Consider the following 16985-nt stretch of genomic DNA (forward strand, 5'->3'; position numbering starts at 1 on the left):
CAGGGGCGATAATTGGATGTTGGGGCACACAAAACAACCGTTCGAGCCGAGTGTGTCGGCAGGAGCCGATTCACTCGGATCGAACGGTTGACGTGTTCATGACGTCCAGCTCGCCAGATTACGGACCAGCGCTTTCGTTGGTCCTCCCTGGCGAATGTCCGACATGCTTCTGGAACATTTTGCGAAAATGCTTGAGATCTTCGTACCCTACTCTCTCCGCGGCCTCGTGAACCTTGGCCCCTTGCCGGATATACGTCTCGGCCATCTTCACCTTCAGCTCGATGACGTAATCCGTGAAGCTTCGTCCTGTCCGTTCTTTAAACAGCACGCTTAAGTACGACGGGTTAATGTAGACGTATTCGGCCATTTGCTTCAATGAAATCTTCTCCGACAAATTGTCCTGTATATAGGCGATAATGCGATCCACTCGCTGCTCCGCTTCTGTCCGGGTCGTCGCCTCCACGCTGGCGAGCAACGACGCCAGCTTGCCAGCGAACCAGGACTTGATGGCAGCGCAATCCTCATAGTTAATGATGTCCAGCAATGGAAGACGAAGCTGGAGCGAGTCCGAGCCCGGCATCTCGCTCAGTCGCCAGAGCGCTCTGTTGAGCAGGTCCAGACTGCGCTGCTGCAGCTCGGGAATCGCCAGCGCGGGCGTTTGCTCCCATTTGCCGAACCAAACGTCGCCCCACCTGCGCGCGTCGACGCAGTTGTACGTCTCGATAGCCCGCAGGAACTTCCTCTCCACCTCGAGCAGCTCCTCGGGAAGGGTGGCCGACGGCAGGTCGGCGGTCTCCTGATAGCGGAAGGAGTTATCCAGACTCGTCCCGGGGAATGTCGTGTGCCGGGCCTCCTGATACGAGCGTCGGAGACCGGCCGCCCCACAGAGCAGCGGTCCCGTACCGACAACGGCCGGCCACCCGTTGGCCTCGACGATTCGAGGCAGCTCCTCGCGCAGCCTCTGGACGGCGGATTCGGACGCATGCTCGATGATGATCGCGAGCTCATTTTCCCTGATCCGGATCAGGGAGCCCTCCGCCTGGCGCTCGGCCATCCAGCTCTGCAATCGCGACTGCATCCCAGCAATGGTAGAGGCGAGCGAGGCAGGCGTCGACTCTCGCAGCATGACGTAATAGTTGACAATATGGACGATCATGCACACATATCGGCCTTCCTCGGGAAGCAACCCAGTGTACCCGGACAATCCAGCGTCGTCCTCGTCGCTTGCTTCCGCTGCGGACGTCTCCCCGATCAGGATGCGGCGGATCGCCTCCCGCTTGGAGGCGGCGCGGCTCCTGCGATGCTCCTCATCCAGCTGTCGCGCCGTTACGATCCTCTCCCTGACCGCCTCCACCTCGGAGGACAGCTCCTTCAGCAGGTTCAGCTTGAGCACATAACCTGTCGCGCCGAGCCGCATCCCCTCCCGCACATAAGAGAAATCCTCATGACCACTTAGCAGTATCACCTTCGTCATCGGGAAGCGATCCCGAACCTGCTGCAGTAGCTCGAGTCCGTTCATCACAGGCATCCGAATGTCGGTTACAATCAGATCGACCTGCTCCGCCTCCAGCGCTTTCAGCGCCTTCTCCCCGTTTTCCGCAGCGCCGATTACGAGGAACCCCCAGCTCTCCCACGGGAGCGTCCGGCTCAGTCCCTCCAGCATAATGGGCTCGTCTTCCACGATCAATACCTTTAACATGAAGCTCTCCGCACCTCCCGGCGTTGCATACGCAGACTTATGGATTCGTGTAGTAGATAGACGGGTCCCAGTGCGTCTCATCAAAGTCCTTGTTGCCGTTCCTGTTGACTACGAAACGAATGCGGTCTCCTGCGCTCACCGTCGTCATCAGATCCTGCTTGATGCCCGTCGTATTGCCCCCCGCAATCGATTGCCAGCCCGAGGACGGCCAGATTTGCGTACCGTTGCGCATGATCTTCACCTTGACGCCGTCGCCTCCCGCGCCAACCATCCTTGCCACTCCCGCTATCCGGATCTGTCCCGCCTTCGGCGCCTGCCAGGTTAATGTCGTATCGTTCGTATCCGGATGAAGCTGCGAGGGCGACCAGATCAGATTGTAGCTATGCGCGCCTACCCAGGCATTGCGTGCGGCGTCCCAAGTCATATTGGCATAGTCCGCTCCATTCTGGTAGTACCAGCCTCCCCCGCCCTGCGTCGTGGCAAAGTTCGCCGAAGCCTTCCACCACGAATACGAGATAGCCGGGTCCCAAGTGACCTCATCAAAGCTATTGTCGCCATTCTTGTTGACGACAAAGTGCAATCGATCTCCCGCCGTCACCTGGACAACCGCGCTATGATCGAAGCCTGTCGTATCGTTGCCCGCGATCGGCTGCCAGCCGCTGCTCGGCCATACCTGCGTGTCGTTGCGCATTATTTTGACATTGACGCCGTCGCCTCCGGCCGTCGTCTTCCTCACATTGCCTGACACAAGCACCGTCCCCGACTTGGGCGCCTCCCACGTTCTGACGCTGTTATTGTTGTCGGGGTGCATCTGCGCAGGACCCCAGATCAACGTATACGGGTTGGAGCCGACCCACTTGTTCGCTTGCCATTCCCAGGTCATATTCAGATAATTGGCCCCTACCTGCTCCTGGTAAAACCATTGATGGATCGATTGGTAGTTGGAGAAATCCGCGGAGGCGCGATACGTATCTTTGGTTCTGGCCAGCATAACATCGTCAACATGCAGCCACGTACCGGCAGGCCCGCTGCTATACACGCCGATGTCGAGCTTCCCGTTCGTAATCTGAATATCGGCGATTTGAACATTTGTCCATGTGGATGCGGCAGGAATCGCGGTCTGCCTGGCTGCTCCCCCGTAATTTTTGGCCTCGAGATACGCGCTTCCTTGCCCGCCGCTCGATTTGACCCATGCGCTAAGCGTATAGACGCCGTTCGGCAGGCTGAGCACCGTCTGCCCGACCGCAGCCTGATACGCGCTGGACTTGGCAATCTCCAGATGATAGGAGCCCGACTTATTGCCGCCTGTGCCGCTCGTTGCGATCGCTTCAGGGTTAGCGCCCGACAGGCTCCAGCCCTTGGGAGTCGAGGTTGGGCCCCCGTCGTATTCGAAGCCGGCGTTGACCAAGAGCGGAGAGGAGCCGATCTCCCCGGACGGTACGTTCAGCAGCGTCGTAGTACCGACCGGGGCGCCGAAGCTAGGCGTGCCATCGGGATTCCAGGCGATCTTTTGTGCAAACGTCGGCCGCCACGTCGAGCAGCGATTGTCTCTGCAACCGTGGTACACGAGCCAATCCTCCGTGCCGTCCGGCGATTCGACAATCGCGTTGGAGCCCGGACCGTATACGCCGTTGGCCGCGCTCTTGACGAAAACATTGTTCGTGCGCGTCCAGGAGGAAGGGGACATGACGTCGGCCGTATCCTCCGCAGTCAGCATATCGAGATGGTAATCGTTGCTGTTGAAGGTATTCCCGGAGAACGTCACAAAAAATCTTCCATTCTTGCGGTAAACGGAAGGAGCCTCATTCACTCCCGCATCCTCGGCCCCTGGTGCAGCCAGCGAAACCCGATTGCCCGTTACCGAGGTCGGGCTGCTCATCTTAAGGATATAGATATTTTGCGGCCCCGTCGTTCCTGGCGTAGGCGAACCCGAGTACAGCAAATACAGATTGCCGTTCTGGTTCAAGATGGCCGGGTCGATGGCATAATAATCGTGGGCCGGATCGAACAGCTTGACCGGTGTCGTCCATGTCCCCTCCAGCGGATTGGGGCTGGAATTGGATATGACGAACAGTCGATGATTGGTGACAGACGCGCCGTCATCCGCACAGAAGTAAATGTACCATACGCCGTTAATGAATTGAATCTCCGAGGCCCATAGCCGATCCGCATAACCCGTCCCGGGGGTTTGGGCGAGCACGACCTTGGATACGCCCTGCTGCACGCCGGTCAACGTCGACGAACGATTCAAGTTAATGCTGCCCGAATCGGTATAGCTGAAGTAATAGTAGCCATCCGTATGCTTGTATACCGTAGGATCTGGGAAATCGCCCGGAGCAATCGGATTGTTAAACGTCGGGCCGGTGTTGGCCAGCGCCGCTGCGGGAAACAGCATAAGGGCGACAAGCATCAGAGAAATAAGCAAACGACCTTTGATCGAAACCGTGGTTAGCATAATTGCAGCTCCTCGAAGTCAATTTGCGCAAGCGCTTACAATTATCGGAATAATCGTTGGCGCAGGCACGATCAACTCATGGCCGGTTCGATAGCGTCACCGCCGCAGACGGGCGTCGCTAGGGAATATCCGAATCATGATTGGCTATGACTTCCTTGATCGCACCTGACTACGCATAGGTTGACTATAACGCGGCCTTTCCGGCCGAGCGAGGGGGGAGATATTATGAAATGACGGGGGGATGATTGTATATTTTCTTTGCATGATGAGGTCCGAGGCGAGTAAGGTATTGAAGCTGTGTCGAGTAGCGTGAGGAGATGACCGACGGCCTTCGTGGAGCTACCTTCGTTTTATGATTTTCCGAACCCACGTCTTCCACCCTGACTCGAAATCTCTACTTACTGGAGTTCCTGTGTAATCCTTATAAGTCTCATCTTTTTCTAATTGCTCTTTCAGGTCTGCAGGCATCTCATACGGTTCAATCCTGCTCTCATTTTTTTTGTTTTTATAGAATAAGTCGCAGGTCAGACATTTCAGCATGTAAAAATCCGAAAAGAAAAGATGCACATAAAGTTCGTTCTCACAACGCGGGCAAACCATTTTCTTGTTTTTGAAGGCTAAAAAGAAACGCAGCATTAGCTTCACTCCAAATATAGCTTATGTTACTGACTTTGGTTAGGCACATACTTTTTCCATAAACGCCGATCGAGTCAATTTCAGAGTAAATGATTTTCGGCAAGTTCCTTTTCTTCTAGTGTCAGTGCGATCAACTCTTTTTAAGGTATTTCAAAGCAAGAATACTAGCGCTAACTATAAGCTTTTTATTAATACCACTACATCCGGTTGTCCCCCTCCTCCACCAGAAACAATTGTAGATCCTGATTCCAAGTCACCGTTCGAGTCATTGTCCCAATGCCAAGGAAGGCAGTACTACAATAGTATCATTCATGCCCAGGCCGTGCTATATTACCCACAATCCAAGATGGGAAACATCCTCTAAAAAAACCGCCCCAGGCCCAAGGCCCGGAGCGGCTCTTCATCATTAATCGCATTAATCGTTCATCTTGACATAATCGCGCCAGGCGTGGACCGGCTGCCAGCCGAGCAGGCGCTTGGCCTTCTCGCTGCTGAGCAGCGACTCGTGCCCGGACAGCGGCGCCCGGAAGTCGTCGACCTCGGGGTACTGGGCCGCCATCAGCTCCCGGCTCGACACCGCCATGCTCGTATCGTCCGCCGCCAGGTTGAGCGCTACGCTGCCGAGCCCCTCCGCCTCGATGGCGAGACGGCAGGCCGCCGCCGCATCGCGGGCATCGATATAGCTCCACAGGATACGGTCGCGCTGCTGCGGATCGTGGATGAACGCCGGGAAGCGCGCGTACGCCTCGGGGGCGATCACATTGCCCAGCCGCAGCGACACGACCTGCATGCCGGTCCGTTGGTGGAACATATCCGCCGTCTGCTCATTGACGATCTTGGACAAGCCGTAGCTGTCTTGCGGCAGCTGTGGATGCGCTTCGTCCACGGGGACGTAGCGCGGGGCGAAGCGCTGCTGCGCGAACACCATGCCGTACGACGACTCGCTCGAGGCGATGACCGCCTTGCGGATGCCGAGCCCGGCCGCCGCCTCCAGTACATTGTAGGTCGACATCGTGTTGTTGCGGAAGGTCACCTCGTTCGGATGCGAGTAGGCGACCGGGATCGCCGCAAGATGGACGACCGCCTCCGCGCCTGCCAGCACGCCGTAGACCTGTCCCAGCTCATTGAGATCGACGATGACCGTCCGGCACAGCGGCTGCTCCGGCTGCTTGACGTCGGCATTGACGACCTCATCCCCTTGCTCGACGAAATGCCGCACGACCCACTGCCCGAGCATGCCGCTGCCGCCCGTAATGACTACCTTCATCCTGCAATCGCTCCTCTCGCGAATGGGTGGGCGCTTAGCCCAAAATCTCCTCGATACGGGTCAGCACATCCTCCGCCAGCTTGACGCCCGAGGCTTTGACATTCTCCTCGACCTGCCCGGGACGACTCGCGCCGATCAGCGCGCTCGATACATTGCCCTGACGCAGGATCCACGCCAGCGCCAGTTGACTGACGGACAAGCCAAGCTCCTCCGCCACGCCGCCCAAGGCGACGACCTTGCTGATCTTCTCCTCGGTCACGCCCTCGCGCACCCACTCCAGCTTCGCGGCGCGACTCTCGGCCGGGATGTCTGCGAGGCTCTTGTATTTGCCGGTCAGCAGCCCTTGCGCCAGCGGCGAGAAGACGACCTGACCGACGCCGCTCCGTTCGCCAAACGGGATAACCTCCTTCTCGATGTATCGATTGAGCATATTGTAGATTGGCTGGTTGGCTACGATCCGGTCGAGCAGATAGCGATCCGCCACCGCATGCGCCTCCGCCATCTGCGACGCCGACCATTCGCTGACGCCGACGTACAGCACCTTGCCTTGACGGACCAGATCGTCGAGCGCCCGCAGCGTCTCCTCGAGCGGTACATCCGGGTCGGGACGATGACAATAGTACAGGTCGATATAGTCGGCGCCGAGCCGTTTCAGACTCGCATGCGCCTGCTCCATGATGTGCTTGCGCGAGAGGCCGCGGTCATTGGGACCGTCGCCCATCGGACCGAACACCTTGGTCGCCAGCACATACGATTCGCGCGGATAGTCCCGCAGCGTCTCGCCCATCAGCTGCTCGGCTGCGCCGCGCTCGTAAACGTTTGCAGTATCAAAAAAATTCACTCCGAGCTCGTATGCCGTCTGCATCGCCTTGATGGCATTGTCGCGCTCGACGTAACCGCCGTAGGTCAACCAACTGCCGAGACTGATCTCGCTTACCTTCAGTCCACTCTTGCCCAACTTGCGATAGTCCATGCTCTCATCTCTCCTCTTGATCTCATAGTCGAGTGAGCCCTCGCTTGCTACTGTTACGTCTGGAGCTCGCATGTCCTATTCTAGTGAAGTTAGGCGCAGATGGGAAGTAGTGAAAAAAGAATCACTTTATTATATCAACGATAGCTACTATACTCTAGGTAACTAGCAAACCAAGGAGAGAAGGAGCTATGAGCATGAACAATTATATTCCCAAGGAACCGGTCGCCATCGCCTGCAATATCGAAAAAACGCTGGAGGTGCTGGGCGGCAAATGGGCCTTCCTCGTACTGCGCGAGCTGTTCTGCGGGACGCGGCGGTTCGGTGAGCTGCAGCGCGCCATCCCCTCGGTCAGCCCGCGCTCGCTCACCTCGACGCTCCGCCATCTCGAGGAGATGGGCGTGCTCGAGCGTGAGGTCCATCCGACCGTGCCGGTCACCGTCGAATATACACTGACGCCGAAGGGCGAGGATCTGCATCAAATCCTGAAGGAAATGAAGCTGTGGGCGGCGAAATGGACCTAGGGGGGACCTAGGGCTATACGCCCTTCGTAAGCGCTCTCGCAATCTGGTGTTCGGAACGCAGCGCTGGGTTAGGCGCTGAAGGACCAGAGCTCGTGTGAACATTCGGTGGAGGAGCCGATCCCCACGCAACACGTACATAGTAGGGAAAAATACCGCAGCGGAAGGATGACCTCCTGTGAGCTATCTCACAGGTCGGCCTCGCTTGCAGTGGTATGATGAAAACAATACGATACAGCCTACACGGCTGACACAGGAGGGCATCACGATGCGATTCGAACTACTGCCTCCGGCAGACCAACTGATCTGGATGATGGACCGAATCTACCAGCACGGCATGACGACGATGTCCGGCGGCAATCTGTCGCTGCTCGATGAGGCGGGCGACCTCTGGATCACCCCCGCTGGCGTCGACAAAGGAACGCTGACCCGCAAGGATATGGTATGCGTACGCAAGGACGGCACGATCGTCGGTCTGCACCGCCCGTCGAGCGAGCTGCCATTCCACCAGATGATCTACCGCGAGCGCCCCGATCTGCGGGCGGTCGTGCATGCCCATCCGCCGGCGCTCGTCTCGTTCAGCATGGCGCGCCGCATCCCGGATACGCGATTGCTGCCTTATGAAGGCCGGATCTGCGGCAAGATCGGGATGGCCGACTACGCGCTGCCGGGGAGCGATGAGCTGGGCGAGAGTATCGCTCGCGTATTCGCGGCTGGCAGCGAGGCGGTCATGCTGGAGAATCATGGCGTCGTGGTCGGCGGCCGCGACCTGTCCGAGGCGTTCCGCCGCTTTGAGACGCTGGACTTCTGCGCGCGGCTGGAGATCAATGCGCGACGGCTCGGCGAGCCTCAGTTGCTCGCTCCTGCCAGCCTCGACCTCGCGTCGGCTACCGACAGCGCTGCGATGCCGGAGTTCCAGTCCGAGGGCTACGGCACCGCTGAGCGCGAGGCACGCCGCGAGATCTGCACGCTGGTGAAGCGCTCCTACGCGCAGCGGCTGTTCACCAGTACGCAGGGCACGCTCTCGCAGCGGATCGATGGCGACCGCTTCGTCATCACGCCCCATGATATGGACAGACAGTACCTGGAGTCGGAGGATATCGTCGCGATCTCGGGCGAGGCCAGAGAGGCTGGCAAACGTCCGAGCCACTCCGTCGAGCTGCACCGTCTGATCTACGCGAAGCATCCACATGTGCAGTCGATCATCATCGCTCATCCGCCGAACATAATGGCCTATGCCGTCACCGATGCGCCGTTCGACTCGCGGACGATCCCGGAGAGCTACATCCTGCTGCGGAGCTGTCCGAAGCTCGCCTTCGACGCCGTATATGCGCAACCGGAAGCGACGGCCGAGGTATTCGCGCCGGATACGCCGATCGCGCTCGTCGAGAACAACTGCGTCATCGCCACAGGCCAGAGCCTGCTGCACGCCTTCGACCGTCTCGAGGTGGCCGAGTACAGCGCCAAGGCGATGATCGCGACCCGTCAGCTTGGCGAGATCATGCCGATCGACGACGCACGGATCGACGAGATCAAGATCGCGTTCAGATTGCCTTAAGACGGGGCTTCTCTGTCAATTAGGACTTTTATCCATAAACACAAAAACGGCGGCGAGGGATGGACTCCCTTCGCCGTCATTTCTCATTGCGTTGCAAGCTTAATATGGATAAATACTTCACGTCAGATGAAGTCTGGTTGTTACCTGTTGCTGTCACGTCCTTAAGCGTCCCTGTAAATAAGAAACTTTCGTTGGAGACTCGGTGGCGACGCTATTCGGCCCGGTAACGAAAGAAACTTTCGTTGGAGCGTTAGTGGTGACACCATCGGCTCCATAACGCAACAAATGTGCTATGGAGCGACCGGTCGTGCGTGGCGGCTGTCCTGTGGCCATCCCCTAACATCCCTGTTTACTCTGTCGTTCCAGCCTCCTCCGGCTCGCTGTCATCCGAAGGCACATCGCCTTGCTCCCGCGCCAGCAGAACATACTGGCTCAACATACAAAATGCGTCGGCCAAGGCGCTCTCTCCAGCGTAGTTGTCGTTGGGCACGCTAGGGACTCCGGGGACGTTAGGAACACGGGGGACGTTGGCCACGCCAGAGACGTCGGGGACGCCGAGGGCATTGGGCACGCTCGCCACTTCGGGCACGTTGACCCCGCGAGCTTCCTCCCGACTGCCATGCTCGCCGATCCCCTTCCCCTTCCCCTTCCCCTCGCCAGCGCTCCGCTCGCTACTACCACTCCCCACACCGTTGCCGCTCCGCACACCGTTGCCGCTCCACACGCCGCTGCTGCCCAGCCGGGCGGCGCGCCCGGTCTGCGTCGTCTGCCGGAGCAGCTCCGCCAAGTAGGCGAGCTGCCACGCCTCAGCCTGTCCAGCTCGCTGCTCGAGCGCCTCGAGCTCATCCAGCGACAGCTGATCGAGGCCGCGCAGCAGCGTCTCCTCGCACCAGTCCTGGAGCGAGGAGAGATAACTGTCCAGTGTCTGCATCGCTCATCGCCTCCCTTGGTCCTGCAAGTCCAGCTGGAGATTGGTCAGCTCCGCGCCCTTGAGGAAGCTGATCGGCCGCACCGTCTGCCCCTCCACGCGCACCAGCGCGTGGAACCGCTCCAGACGCTCGGTCGTCGACGGCTCCTCCAGACGCTTGATCGCCCGCGCCCACTCGGCGCTGTAAGGCAACGACAAGACAAGCCCGGTCTGCGCCTCGTCCTGGGCAGTAAGACGCAGCTGCTGACCGGACGTGTCGAAGTGCCGCTCGACGATCTGCAGCAGCGGCACGACGGCCAGCCGCTCCGGCGCAGGCGCGAACAGGCGAGGCGCGTAACCGCCGGGCGCGGACAGCTCGGCTGCCGAGCTGCGGAGGCCAGGCAACGCCAGCTCCTCCACCGGCAGCCGCGTCGCTACCTCCAGCGATGCGCCGGACGTCGCCGAGATGCGCCGGTCCCGACTAACCTTGATGTCGCGGAAGACGAGCTGCGATCGTGCGAATCGGCGCATGTCGAGTCCGGCTAGCCACGGCGAGGATGCGGTGTAGTGGGCGCTGTAGTCGTAAGCGCCGCCCTCGTAATAGGTCGGACGCACATCATTGTACGTATACAGCTCGCCATCGTCCTCGCAATACAGATAATAGGTAATGCCGCGATAACCCGAAGCCGTCTGCCACGGCTCGGCCCCGAGGCCATATAGCCGCAGACGCGGCACGGTGTAGTAGCGGCTGCGATGGGAGCCGACCAGCTCGGCCTGGCGCAGCGGCGCCAGCTCGCCCTGCTCGAGCTGGCGAAGCGCCAGTCGCAGCGCGCTGAGCCGCTGCAGCATGCGCGGCATCGAGAAGCGCACATGGCGGCCGAAGAACAGCTCCAGTTCGCCCCGCAGTCCGCGCAGCCGCCGCTCGATCTCGGGCAGCCCGCCGCTGCGGGCGGTCACCGCCATCGTCTCCAGTCGGTACAACGTCGACTCGGGTAGCCGGGCCAGCCCGATCCGCAGCAGCTCGCCGACCAGATCGCGGCAGGCGACTACCGCCTCAATGCGGTAACGGACGGTATGCGCCGCTCTCTCCAGCGCTGCCGTATCGTCGAGCCCCTGCTGACGACGGTAGCGCAGCAGCGCCTCCGCCTTCCAGATATCAGCCTCCTTGCCCTTCACCGTACAGAGCGCATCCAGCGGCCCCGACTCGGCGCGGAAGGACACCTCGACCTGACTGCCCGTCAGCCGCACGGTGAGCAGCGTGTCCCGCTTCACCTCCAGAGTCTCCTCATAGCGCAAGCGGAACCACGCCTCCTCCAGCGCCGTCTCGGAGAGGCTCCACAGCAGCGGCTGAAGCTCACCCTGCAGCATCCACCCGAAGCCCGGCGTCGACATGTCTGCCGTGCCCGATGCTTGCGTCGCGTCCATCGCGCCCGATGCTTGCGGCATGTCCGTCGCGCCCGATGCTTGCGGCATGTCCGCCGCACCTGTTGCTTGCGCCATGTCCGCCTCTCCCGAGGCTTGCAACACGTCCGCCGCGCCCGAAGCGTGCGACGCGTCCGACACATTCGAAGCGCCCGCTACATTAGCTGCATCCGCGCCGCCCTCGGTCGCATCGACGACGGCCGATGCCGACTCCGGGTAGGCGAGCAACGCCATCAGCACATGCTTGCAGATCGATGGCGAGGGGCAACTGCAGCTCCACTGATCCAGCGAGTCGGTCAGCGTACAGACCATATCGCCGTCGATGCGGCAGACGACCGATGCGTCGCCGAAGTCGTAAGCGATCGCGGCCCCTTTGTCGAGATCCTTGCGCGCCCGGTTGTACAGTCCTTTGTTGGCATGACGGATCAGGTAGTCCTCGGTGCACTGCCGCACGAACCGCTCGAAGCGTGTACGGAAGCTCGGCTCACTCATGCGCTCGCCCCCTTCTGTTGCGCGTGAACCACCTGCCGGACAGGCAGGTCCCTCTCCCCTTCGCCCCCGCGAGCGGAGCGACGATTAGCGTCCGGCTGCCCGCAGGATGTCATAGACCGACTCGCTGAAGACGCGCGCAGGCACCTGCTCGAGCTTCAGCCCTTGCTCGTTGAAGTAGTTGTGATACGCCTTGCGACGGTTCTGGAAAAAATGCAGCGACTGCAGCGTGATCGGCTCGAGCCCTTCGTAATAGGTGACGCTGGTGCCGCTGAAGCGCAGCTCGGCGAGCTGCTCGCCATAGTTTTTCACGAAGATGTGATAGAAGCCCGCGTCCTCGACCGGCCCCTTGGACCAGCCGTACTTCTCGAGCGCCTTGGGGAAGCCTGTCGCCGACAGCTCCTCGCCCGGCACATTCGAGTAAACGGTATGGGAGCGCTGTTCCTCGCTTGTCGCGTAGATCTGGCGCTCCAACTGCTCGAACGGTTGACGGATCTCGTAGTCGGCGAGCTGCGTCTTCCAGCCTTCCAGCAGTTCCTCGTCCAGCTCCAGCGGATGGACGAGACCGATCCGGGCGTCTGCGGGCAGCTCATACTCGTCCTCATCCACCGTGTTGAAGGTGCCGTCATCCATATAACGGAAGGTCGTCTCCAGTCCGCCATCGCCATAGACGCCCCAGACGAGCCCTACCGCGAACTGGTGCATGACGACATTGCTGACGAACAGCTCCTTCCACTCGCTTGCCGTCCAGAGGCGCTGCTTGGAGAGCGATTCCTCCAGACGCTGTACCTGGATCGTCGCCATCGTCTTCAGATCCTTCTTCAGCTGGTTGAACTCGGCCTTCGCCTGTTTGGCCAGCTCGGCGTCGTCCTTCGCTCCCGCAGCGGGCAGATTTTTCATCGACTTGCCGGTATCCTCTTGGCTGACCTCGAGCTGGAATTCGCGCGTCACCTTCACCAGGAAGCTACGCGGACCATAGCTGAACCGGCGAACGCCAGACTCGTCGAAGCCCAGGCTGGAGATGAGGCGGTCAGCGAGCTGCTCCGGCGTCAGTCCGGCATTCTCAGCAGCCAGCTCGAGCGCTTCCTCTGCCGCGCCGCGGACCTGCTTGTTTTTGATCGTCCGACGGAAGTTGTCGATCGCGATCAGCGCCGAGGTCTCGTTCACATAGGAGAGGATCTTGACCGCCTCCGCCGCGATCGCGCCGCGACTGTTGTCGGCCCAGCCCTTGATCCGGTCGCCGAGCAGCGGCAGCAGCTGGATATCTCCGAAAAGCGCGCCGAGGTACAGCACCCACTTCTCCTTGGCCGGCGCCTCCTGCTCGATCCACTGACGGATCAACGCGGCGGACAGATCGGCCAGGGAGCCGGCATCGACGTAGCTCTTCATCTCCTCCAACAGCTCGTTAGGCGCAGTCGTATGCTCGACCGACTGGAGCAGCGCGTAGGTCCGCACCGCATCGTCCAGCGGCTCGCCCTGCAGATCGCGCAGCGTCGGCAGATCGGCAGCGGAGATCCAGGCCAGACGCGCCGTCTGCTTGGCGTCGGCCTGACGCGCGAGCGCCGCATGCGCCTGCGCCGGGCCCTGCTCGGCCGTCTCCAGCAGCACCTCGATGAGCTGCCGCAGACCGGCGTTTTTCTCGACCTTCAGCAGCTCGGCATAGATCCCCTTCGCCTCCGGCGTACGACGCAGCAGACTGAGGGTCAGCTCCTTGATCGACGACTTTTTCTCGGCTAGATACACCTGCCGGTACAGCTCTGCATCCTGCAACGCCGCAAAGGCGGACAGCACGGTGCGGCGCAGCTTTTTGGACGACTCCGCCAGACCGGTCTTGAAGATCTCGACTCGCAGCTCCGGATCGAGGCTCTCGCCCTGCTCCATGGCCAGCTCGAAGATCAGCTCGCGCGCCGCAGTGGACAGCTCGCCGTACAGCTTCATTGCCGTCGGCAGATGCCGAGCGAGCAGCAGCTTGTAGACGTCCCAGTCCATCCCGTTGGCGGCATAGCTCTCATAGCCCTTCAAGCCGTTGAGCAGGATGAGCGCCTCCAGCAGCTTGTCTGCATCCACCTCCGGGTGCTCGCCGTGCAGCTCGAGCATCTGCGGACCGTCGAAGGCAACGGACTGATACAGCTCGGAGAGACACTCGCGCGTATTGACGCCCGGCGCGATGATGAGCTTCGTCAGTCGGCGGCCCGCTTCTGACGCTGGCGGCATAACTGTCGCGGCGATGACGACCTGGACTCGCTTCGTGTCGCGATTGCTCTTGTGGAACACCTGACGCGCATCCTTGTCGCCCAGATACTGCTCCAGTGTCGCCTCGCCTGCCAGATAACGTCCCAGCATCAGACCATAGCGACCGCCGTAGGACGGATTCCGCATCATCGCGAGCGCCGCCTCGCCGACCTCGCCTGCCCCATCCGGCAGCGCTTCGCCCGCATCGGCGAGCGTCTTGTGGATGACGAGTCGCAGGAAAGGATGCTCCAGGATCGCATAGGCGCGACGACTCTGCTCCGGGTCTTCCAGTAGCATCTTCGGCACCTTTATCCAGTTGATCCGATGGCTGACCGCTTCGCGCAGATCCTCGATCAGCTGGAACGGCTCATCCAGCGGCACCAGCCCCTCCAGCAGCTCTGCCGTCTTGGCCCAGCGGCTGTCTGTCTCCAGCAGACCATCGCGCACCTCGAACGGATAGACCTCATGCAGGAGGCGCGCCGCCTGGAGCAGCTGCCGATCGATCGCATCGTCCGATGCCAGCAAGCCGCTCTTGCCGCCATGCAGATGGACGCGGTACAGGAGCAGGCCCGTGGTCAGCTCCAGCGCCTGTCGTACGGCCTTTTTGGGCACTCGATTGCGGGAGTCGTCTACGCTCCCCGCGCCGAAAGCCGCCACCGCCCGCGCCCGCCGTTCGGCGATCCATGCGGCATCCAGGTCCTGCGACGAGTTCGGCTCATTATAATCGCACCGTTGCCGCAGCGGCAGCTCCAGCAGCTCGCGCAGCGCCGCAGTCACCTCGTCGGCACGCTCCAGCACGACGGCCTGGACGAGCGGCGGCACCTTCTCGAGCAGCTCGCCTCCCGCCGCCGGACGCGCCTGGGCGAAGATCCGCAGCGCCAGCAGTCCTTGCACCAGCATCCGCACATTGTGCTGATCGCGCGGTCCGAGGCCGCCAGCCCACAGGAATTCCTCGATCGCCTTGACGGCACGCTCATCGCCGACATAACCGAGCAGCCGCTGCAGCGGCTCGCGGAGCAGCTCGTCGCGCCGCCCCTCGAATGTCAACTGCTCGCTCAATCCGCCGATCCGATAGCCCTGACCGAGGACGTCGGAGAAGACATGATCGATCCAGTAATTGTCCGCCATCCGCAGCAGCATCGCACCCATACGGATCAGCGTGTCGTCGCCTGGCCCGCGCTCCGCGCTGAGTCGACTGGTCGCGTCCAGCGCCCGGAAGCTAAAGTAAGCCGCGCGCCGCTGCACCTGAGGCGCCAGCTCGCCCTCGCCGCCGACAAACTGCCGCGTCAGCTGTGCGTCCTTGTCATCGAGCTGCATATCGTTGATGAATAATTGCAGGCTTTTCTCCACGGTCTGATCCTGAACCTTGTCTTCGGTTAACATGATGAAATTCCTCCTCGTCTTGGGTCGTGAGTGACTCATGCCGTTACGCCATTGTGCCATTAGGTCGTTCATTCGTTAAGTTGTTACATCGTTAAGGCCGTTAACGATGCTCATCGGATAATATCGCCGATCCAGTCGGCCAGCGCATCCGGGGTAATGGCCGCTACGTGAGCGCCCATATCCGCCAAAGTCTGGGCAGCCGCGCGGTTGTACACCGCCTCGCCGCCGTAATCGAGCGCCGTCAGCACGAGCAGCCGCGCCCCGCTGTCGATGATATCCTTGCACGCCTGGTACATGTGACGGATCGCGTAGCCCTCCTCCAGGTCGCTCACCAGCACGAAGATCGTCCGGCCGGGATTGTCCATCAACCGCTCGCCGTAGCGGAGCGCCTGGGCGATATGGGTGCCGCCGCCGAGCTGCACGCTCATGAGCAGATCGACCGGGTCCTCCAGCCGATCGGTCAGGTCGACGACCTGCGTATCGAAGATGATCAGATGCGTGCGCAGCGCGTTCAGTCGATGGAAGATACTCGCCATAACCGCGCTGTAGATGACCGAGTCCAGCATGCTGCCGCTCTCGTCGACAGCGATCACGACATTCCAGCGGTTGTAGGTCTGCACGCGTCCGTCGAAGTACAGGCGATCGATGACGAAGCGGCGCCTACCGCGGTCATAATGCTTCAGATTGTGACGGATCGTTCGCTTCAGATTGAGGTTGCGCAGCGAGCGGACCGTCGTGGGAGCATGGCGGCGGCTGCGTCCGAGGATGCTCGCGCGCGTCTCCATCTCCAGCTTGCGGCGCAGATCCTCGACTACGGTGCGGACGATCGCCTTGGCGCTGTTCCGCACATCGGTCCGCATCTTGCTCTTGAAGGTGAGGATCTGCTTGAGCAAGTGCATATTGGGCTCCAGCGACTCCAGCAGCTTGCGATCGGTCAGCAGCTCGGTCAGCCCGTAGCGGTCGAGCGCCTGCTTCTCCAGGATCTCGGCTGTCCGCTTGGGGAAAAGCTGACGCACCTTGTGCAGCCACTGCGGCACCGTCAGCTGCGAAGCGCCCTGTCCGCCCTCATGCCGGTAGCCTTGCTCCTCGCCGTATTCGCGGTCGTACAGGTAGCCGAGCGCCTCGTCCAGCTCGGCGTAGACGAAGGGCGTCGCCTCGCCGTCCGCCCCATCGCCTGCCCCGCCGCATAGCTGCTCGTGGGTATCCTCGCCGAGGATGAGCCGCCATCGGTTCAACGTCTGCTCGCTCAGATGAGATTCCATGCCGCTGCCTCCTTCCGGATCGCCTCGTCCAGCGCGCGGGCCCGCACCAGCTCGCGCTCGTCCAGCGCCGGCCGCTCTAGCTCCGACTCCGCCACCTGCAGATGCCCGGCGAGCCGACCGGCGATCAACGTCTTCTCACGCGAGGTAAAGTAAGTAAACGCCAGCCGCAGGTCGGCGACCATCT

11 protein-coding genes are annotated in these 16985 nt (G+C 61.1%); 2 read left to right on the forward strand and 9 right to left on the reverse strand.

All coding sequences use genetic code 11. From position 1 onward, the window contains the following. Positions 1–118: 118 nt before the first annotated feature. The 4 genes from PA598K_RS03465 to PA598K_RS03480 form a co-directional block, all read right to left on the reverse strand. The gene (locus tag PA598K_RS03465; RefSeq protein ID WP_185601514.1) at positions 119–1699 is read right to left on the reverse strand and encodes a response regulator; all 1581 of its coding nucleotides are present in this window, start codon (positions 1697–1699) and stop codon (positions 119–121) included. 37 nt (positions 1700–1736) lie between these two features. Beyond that, positions 1737–4154 carry a family 43 glycosylhydrolase gene (locus PA598K_RS03470; protein WP_128655511.1) on the reverse strand — a complete coding sequence of 806 codons (2418 nt, stop codon included), beginning with the start codon at positions 4152–4154 and terminating at the stop codon, positions 1737–1739. Positions 4155–5205: 1051 nt separating this feature from the next. Next, a complete protein-coding gene (locus tag PA598K_RS03475; RefSeq protein ID WP_128655512.1) occupies positions 5206–6057 on the reverse strand; it encodes an NAD-dependent epimerase/dehydratase family protein in 852 nt (283 codons plus the stop codon). 34 nt (positions 6058–6091) lie between these two features. Beyond that, positions 6092–7030, reverse strand: a complete 939-nt coding sequence (locus tag PA598K_RS03480) for an aldo/keto reductase family protein (RefSeq protein ID WP_128655513.1) — start codon at positions 7028–7030, stop codon at positions 6092–6094. Between the two features lie 188 nt (positions 7031–7218). Between PA598K_RS03480 and PA598K_RS03485 the strand changes: the two genes are divergently transcribed. Both PA598K_RS03485 and PA598K_RS03490 read left to right on the forward strand, forming a co-directional pair. Continuing rightward, positions 7219–7551, forward strand: coding sequence for a winged helix-turn-helix transcriptional regulator (locus PA598K_RS03485; RefSeq protein WP_128655514.1), 333 nt, complete (start codon positions 7219–7221; stop codon positions 7549–7551). A gap of 265 nt (positions 7552–7816) precedes the next feature. Beyond that, the gene (locus PA598K_RS03490) at positions 7817–9106 is read left to right on the forward strand and encodes a class II aldolase/adducin family protein (RefSeq protein WP_128655515.1); all 1290 of its coding nucleotides are present in this window, start codon (positions 7817–7819) and stop codon (positions 9104–9106) included. A 349-nt stretch (positions 9107–9455) separates the two neighbouring features. On the opposite strand, the gene PA598K_RS03495 is transcribed toward PA598K_RS03490, so the two are convergent. From PA598K_RS03495 to PA598K_RS03515, 5 genes are all read right to left on the reverse strand, one after another. Continuing rightward, positions 9456–10037 (reverse strand): hypothetical protein, encoded by a 582-nt coding sequence (locus PA598K_RS03495; RefSeq protein ID WP_128655516.1) that lies wholly within the window; start codon positions 10035–10037, stop codon positions 9456–9458. A 3-nt stretch (positions 10038–10040) separates the two neighbouring features. Continuing rightward, on the reverse strand, positions 10041–11927 hold the full coding sequence (locus PA598K_RS03500) for an SWIM zinc finger family protein (protein WP_128655517.1): 1887 nt from the start codon (positions 11925–11927) through the stop codon (positions 10041–10043). 84 nt (positions 11928–12011) lie between these two features. Continuing rightward, on the reverse strand, positions 12012–15539 hold the full coding sequence (locus tag PA598K_RS03505; protein ID WP_128655518.1) for a DUF4132 domain-containing protein: 3528 nt from the start codon (positions 15537–15539) through the stop codon (positions 12012–12014). A gap of 110 nt (positions 15540–15649) precedes the next feature. After that, on the reverse strand, positions 15650–16801 hold the full coding sequence (locus tag PA598K_RS03510) for a VWA domain-containing protein (RefSeq protein WP_128655519.1): 1152 nt from the start codon (positions 16799–16801) through the stop codon (positions 15650–15652). Further along, positions 16786–16985, reverse strand: a 200-nt coding sequence (locus PA598K_RS03515) for a hypothetical protein (protein WP_148091914.1), incomplete at its 5' end; no start/stop codon positions are given. The genes PA598K_RS03515 and PA598K_RS03510, both read right to left, overlap by 16 nt.

Source organism: Paenibacillus sp. 598K (assembly GCF_003851045.1).
Classification (GTDB): Bacteria; Bacillota; Bacilli; order Paenibacillales; family Paenibacillaceae; genus Paenibacillus_D.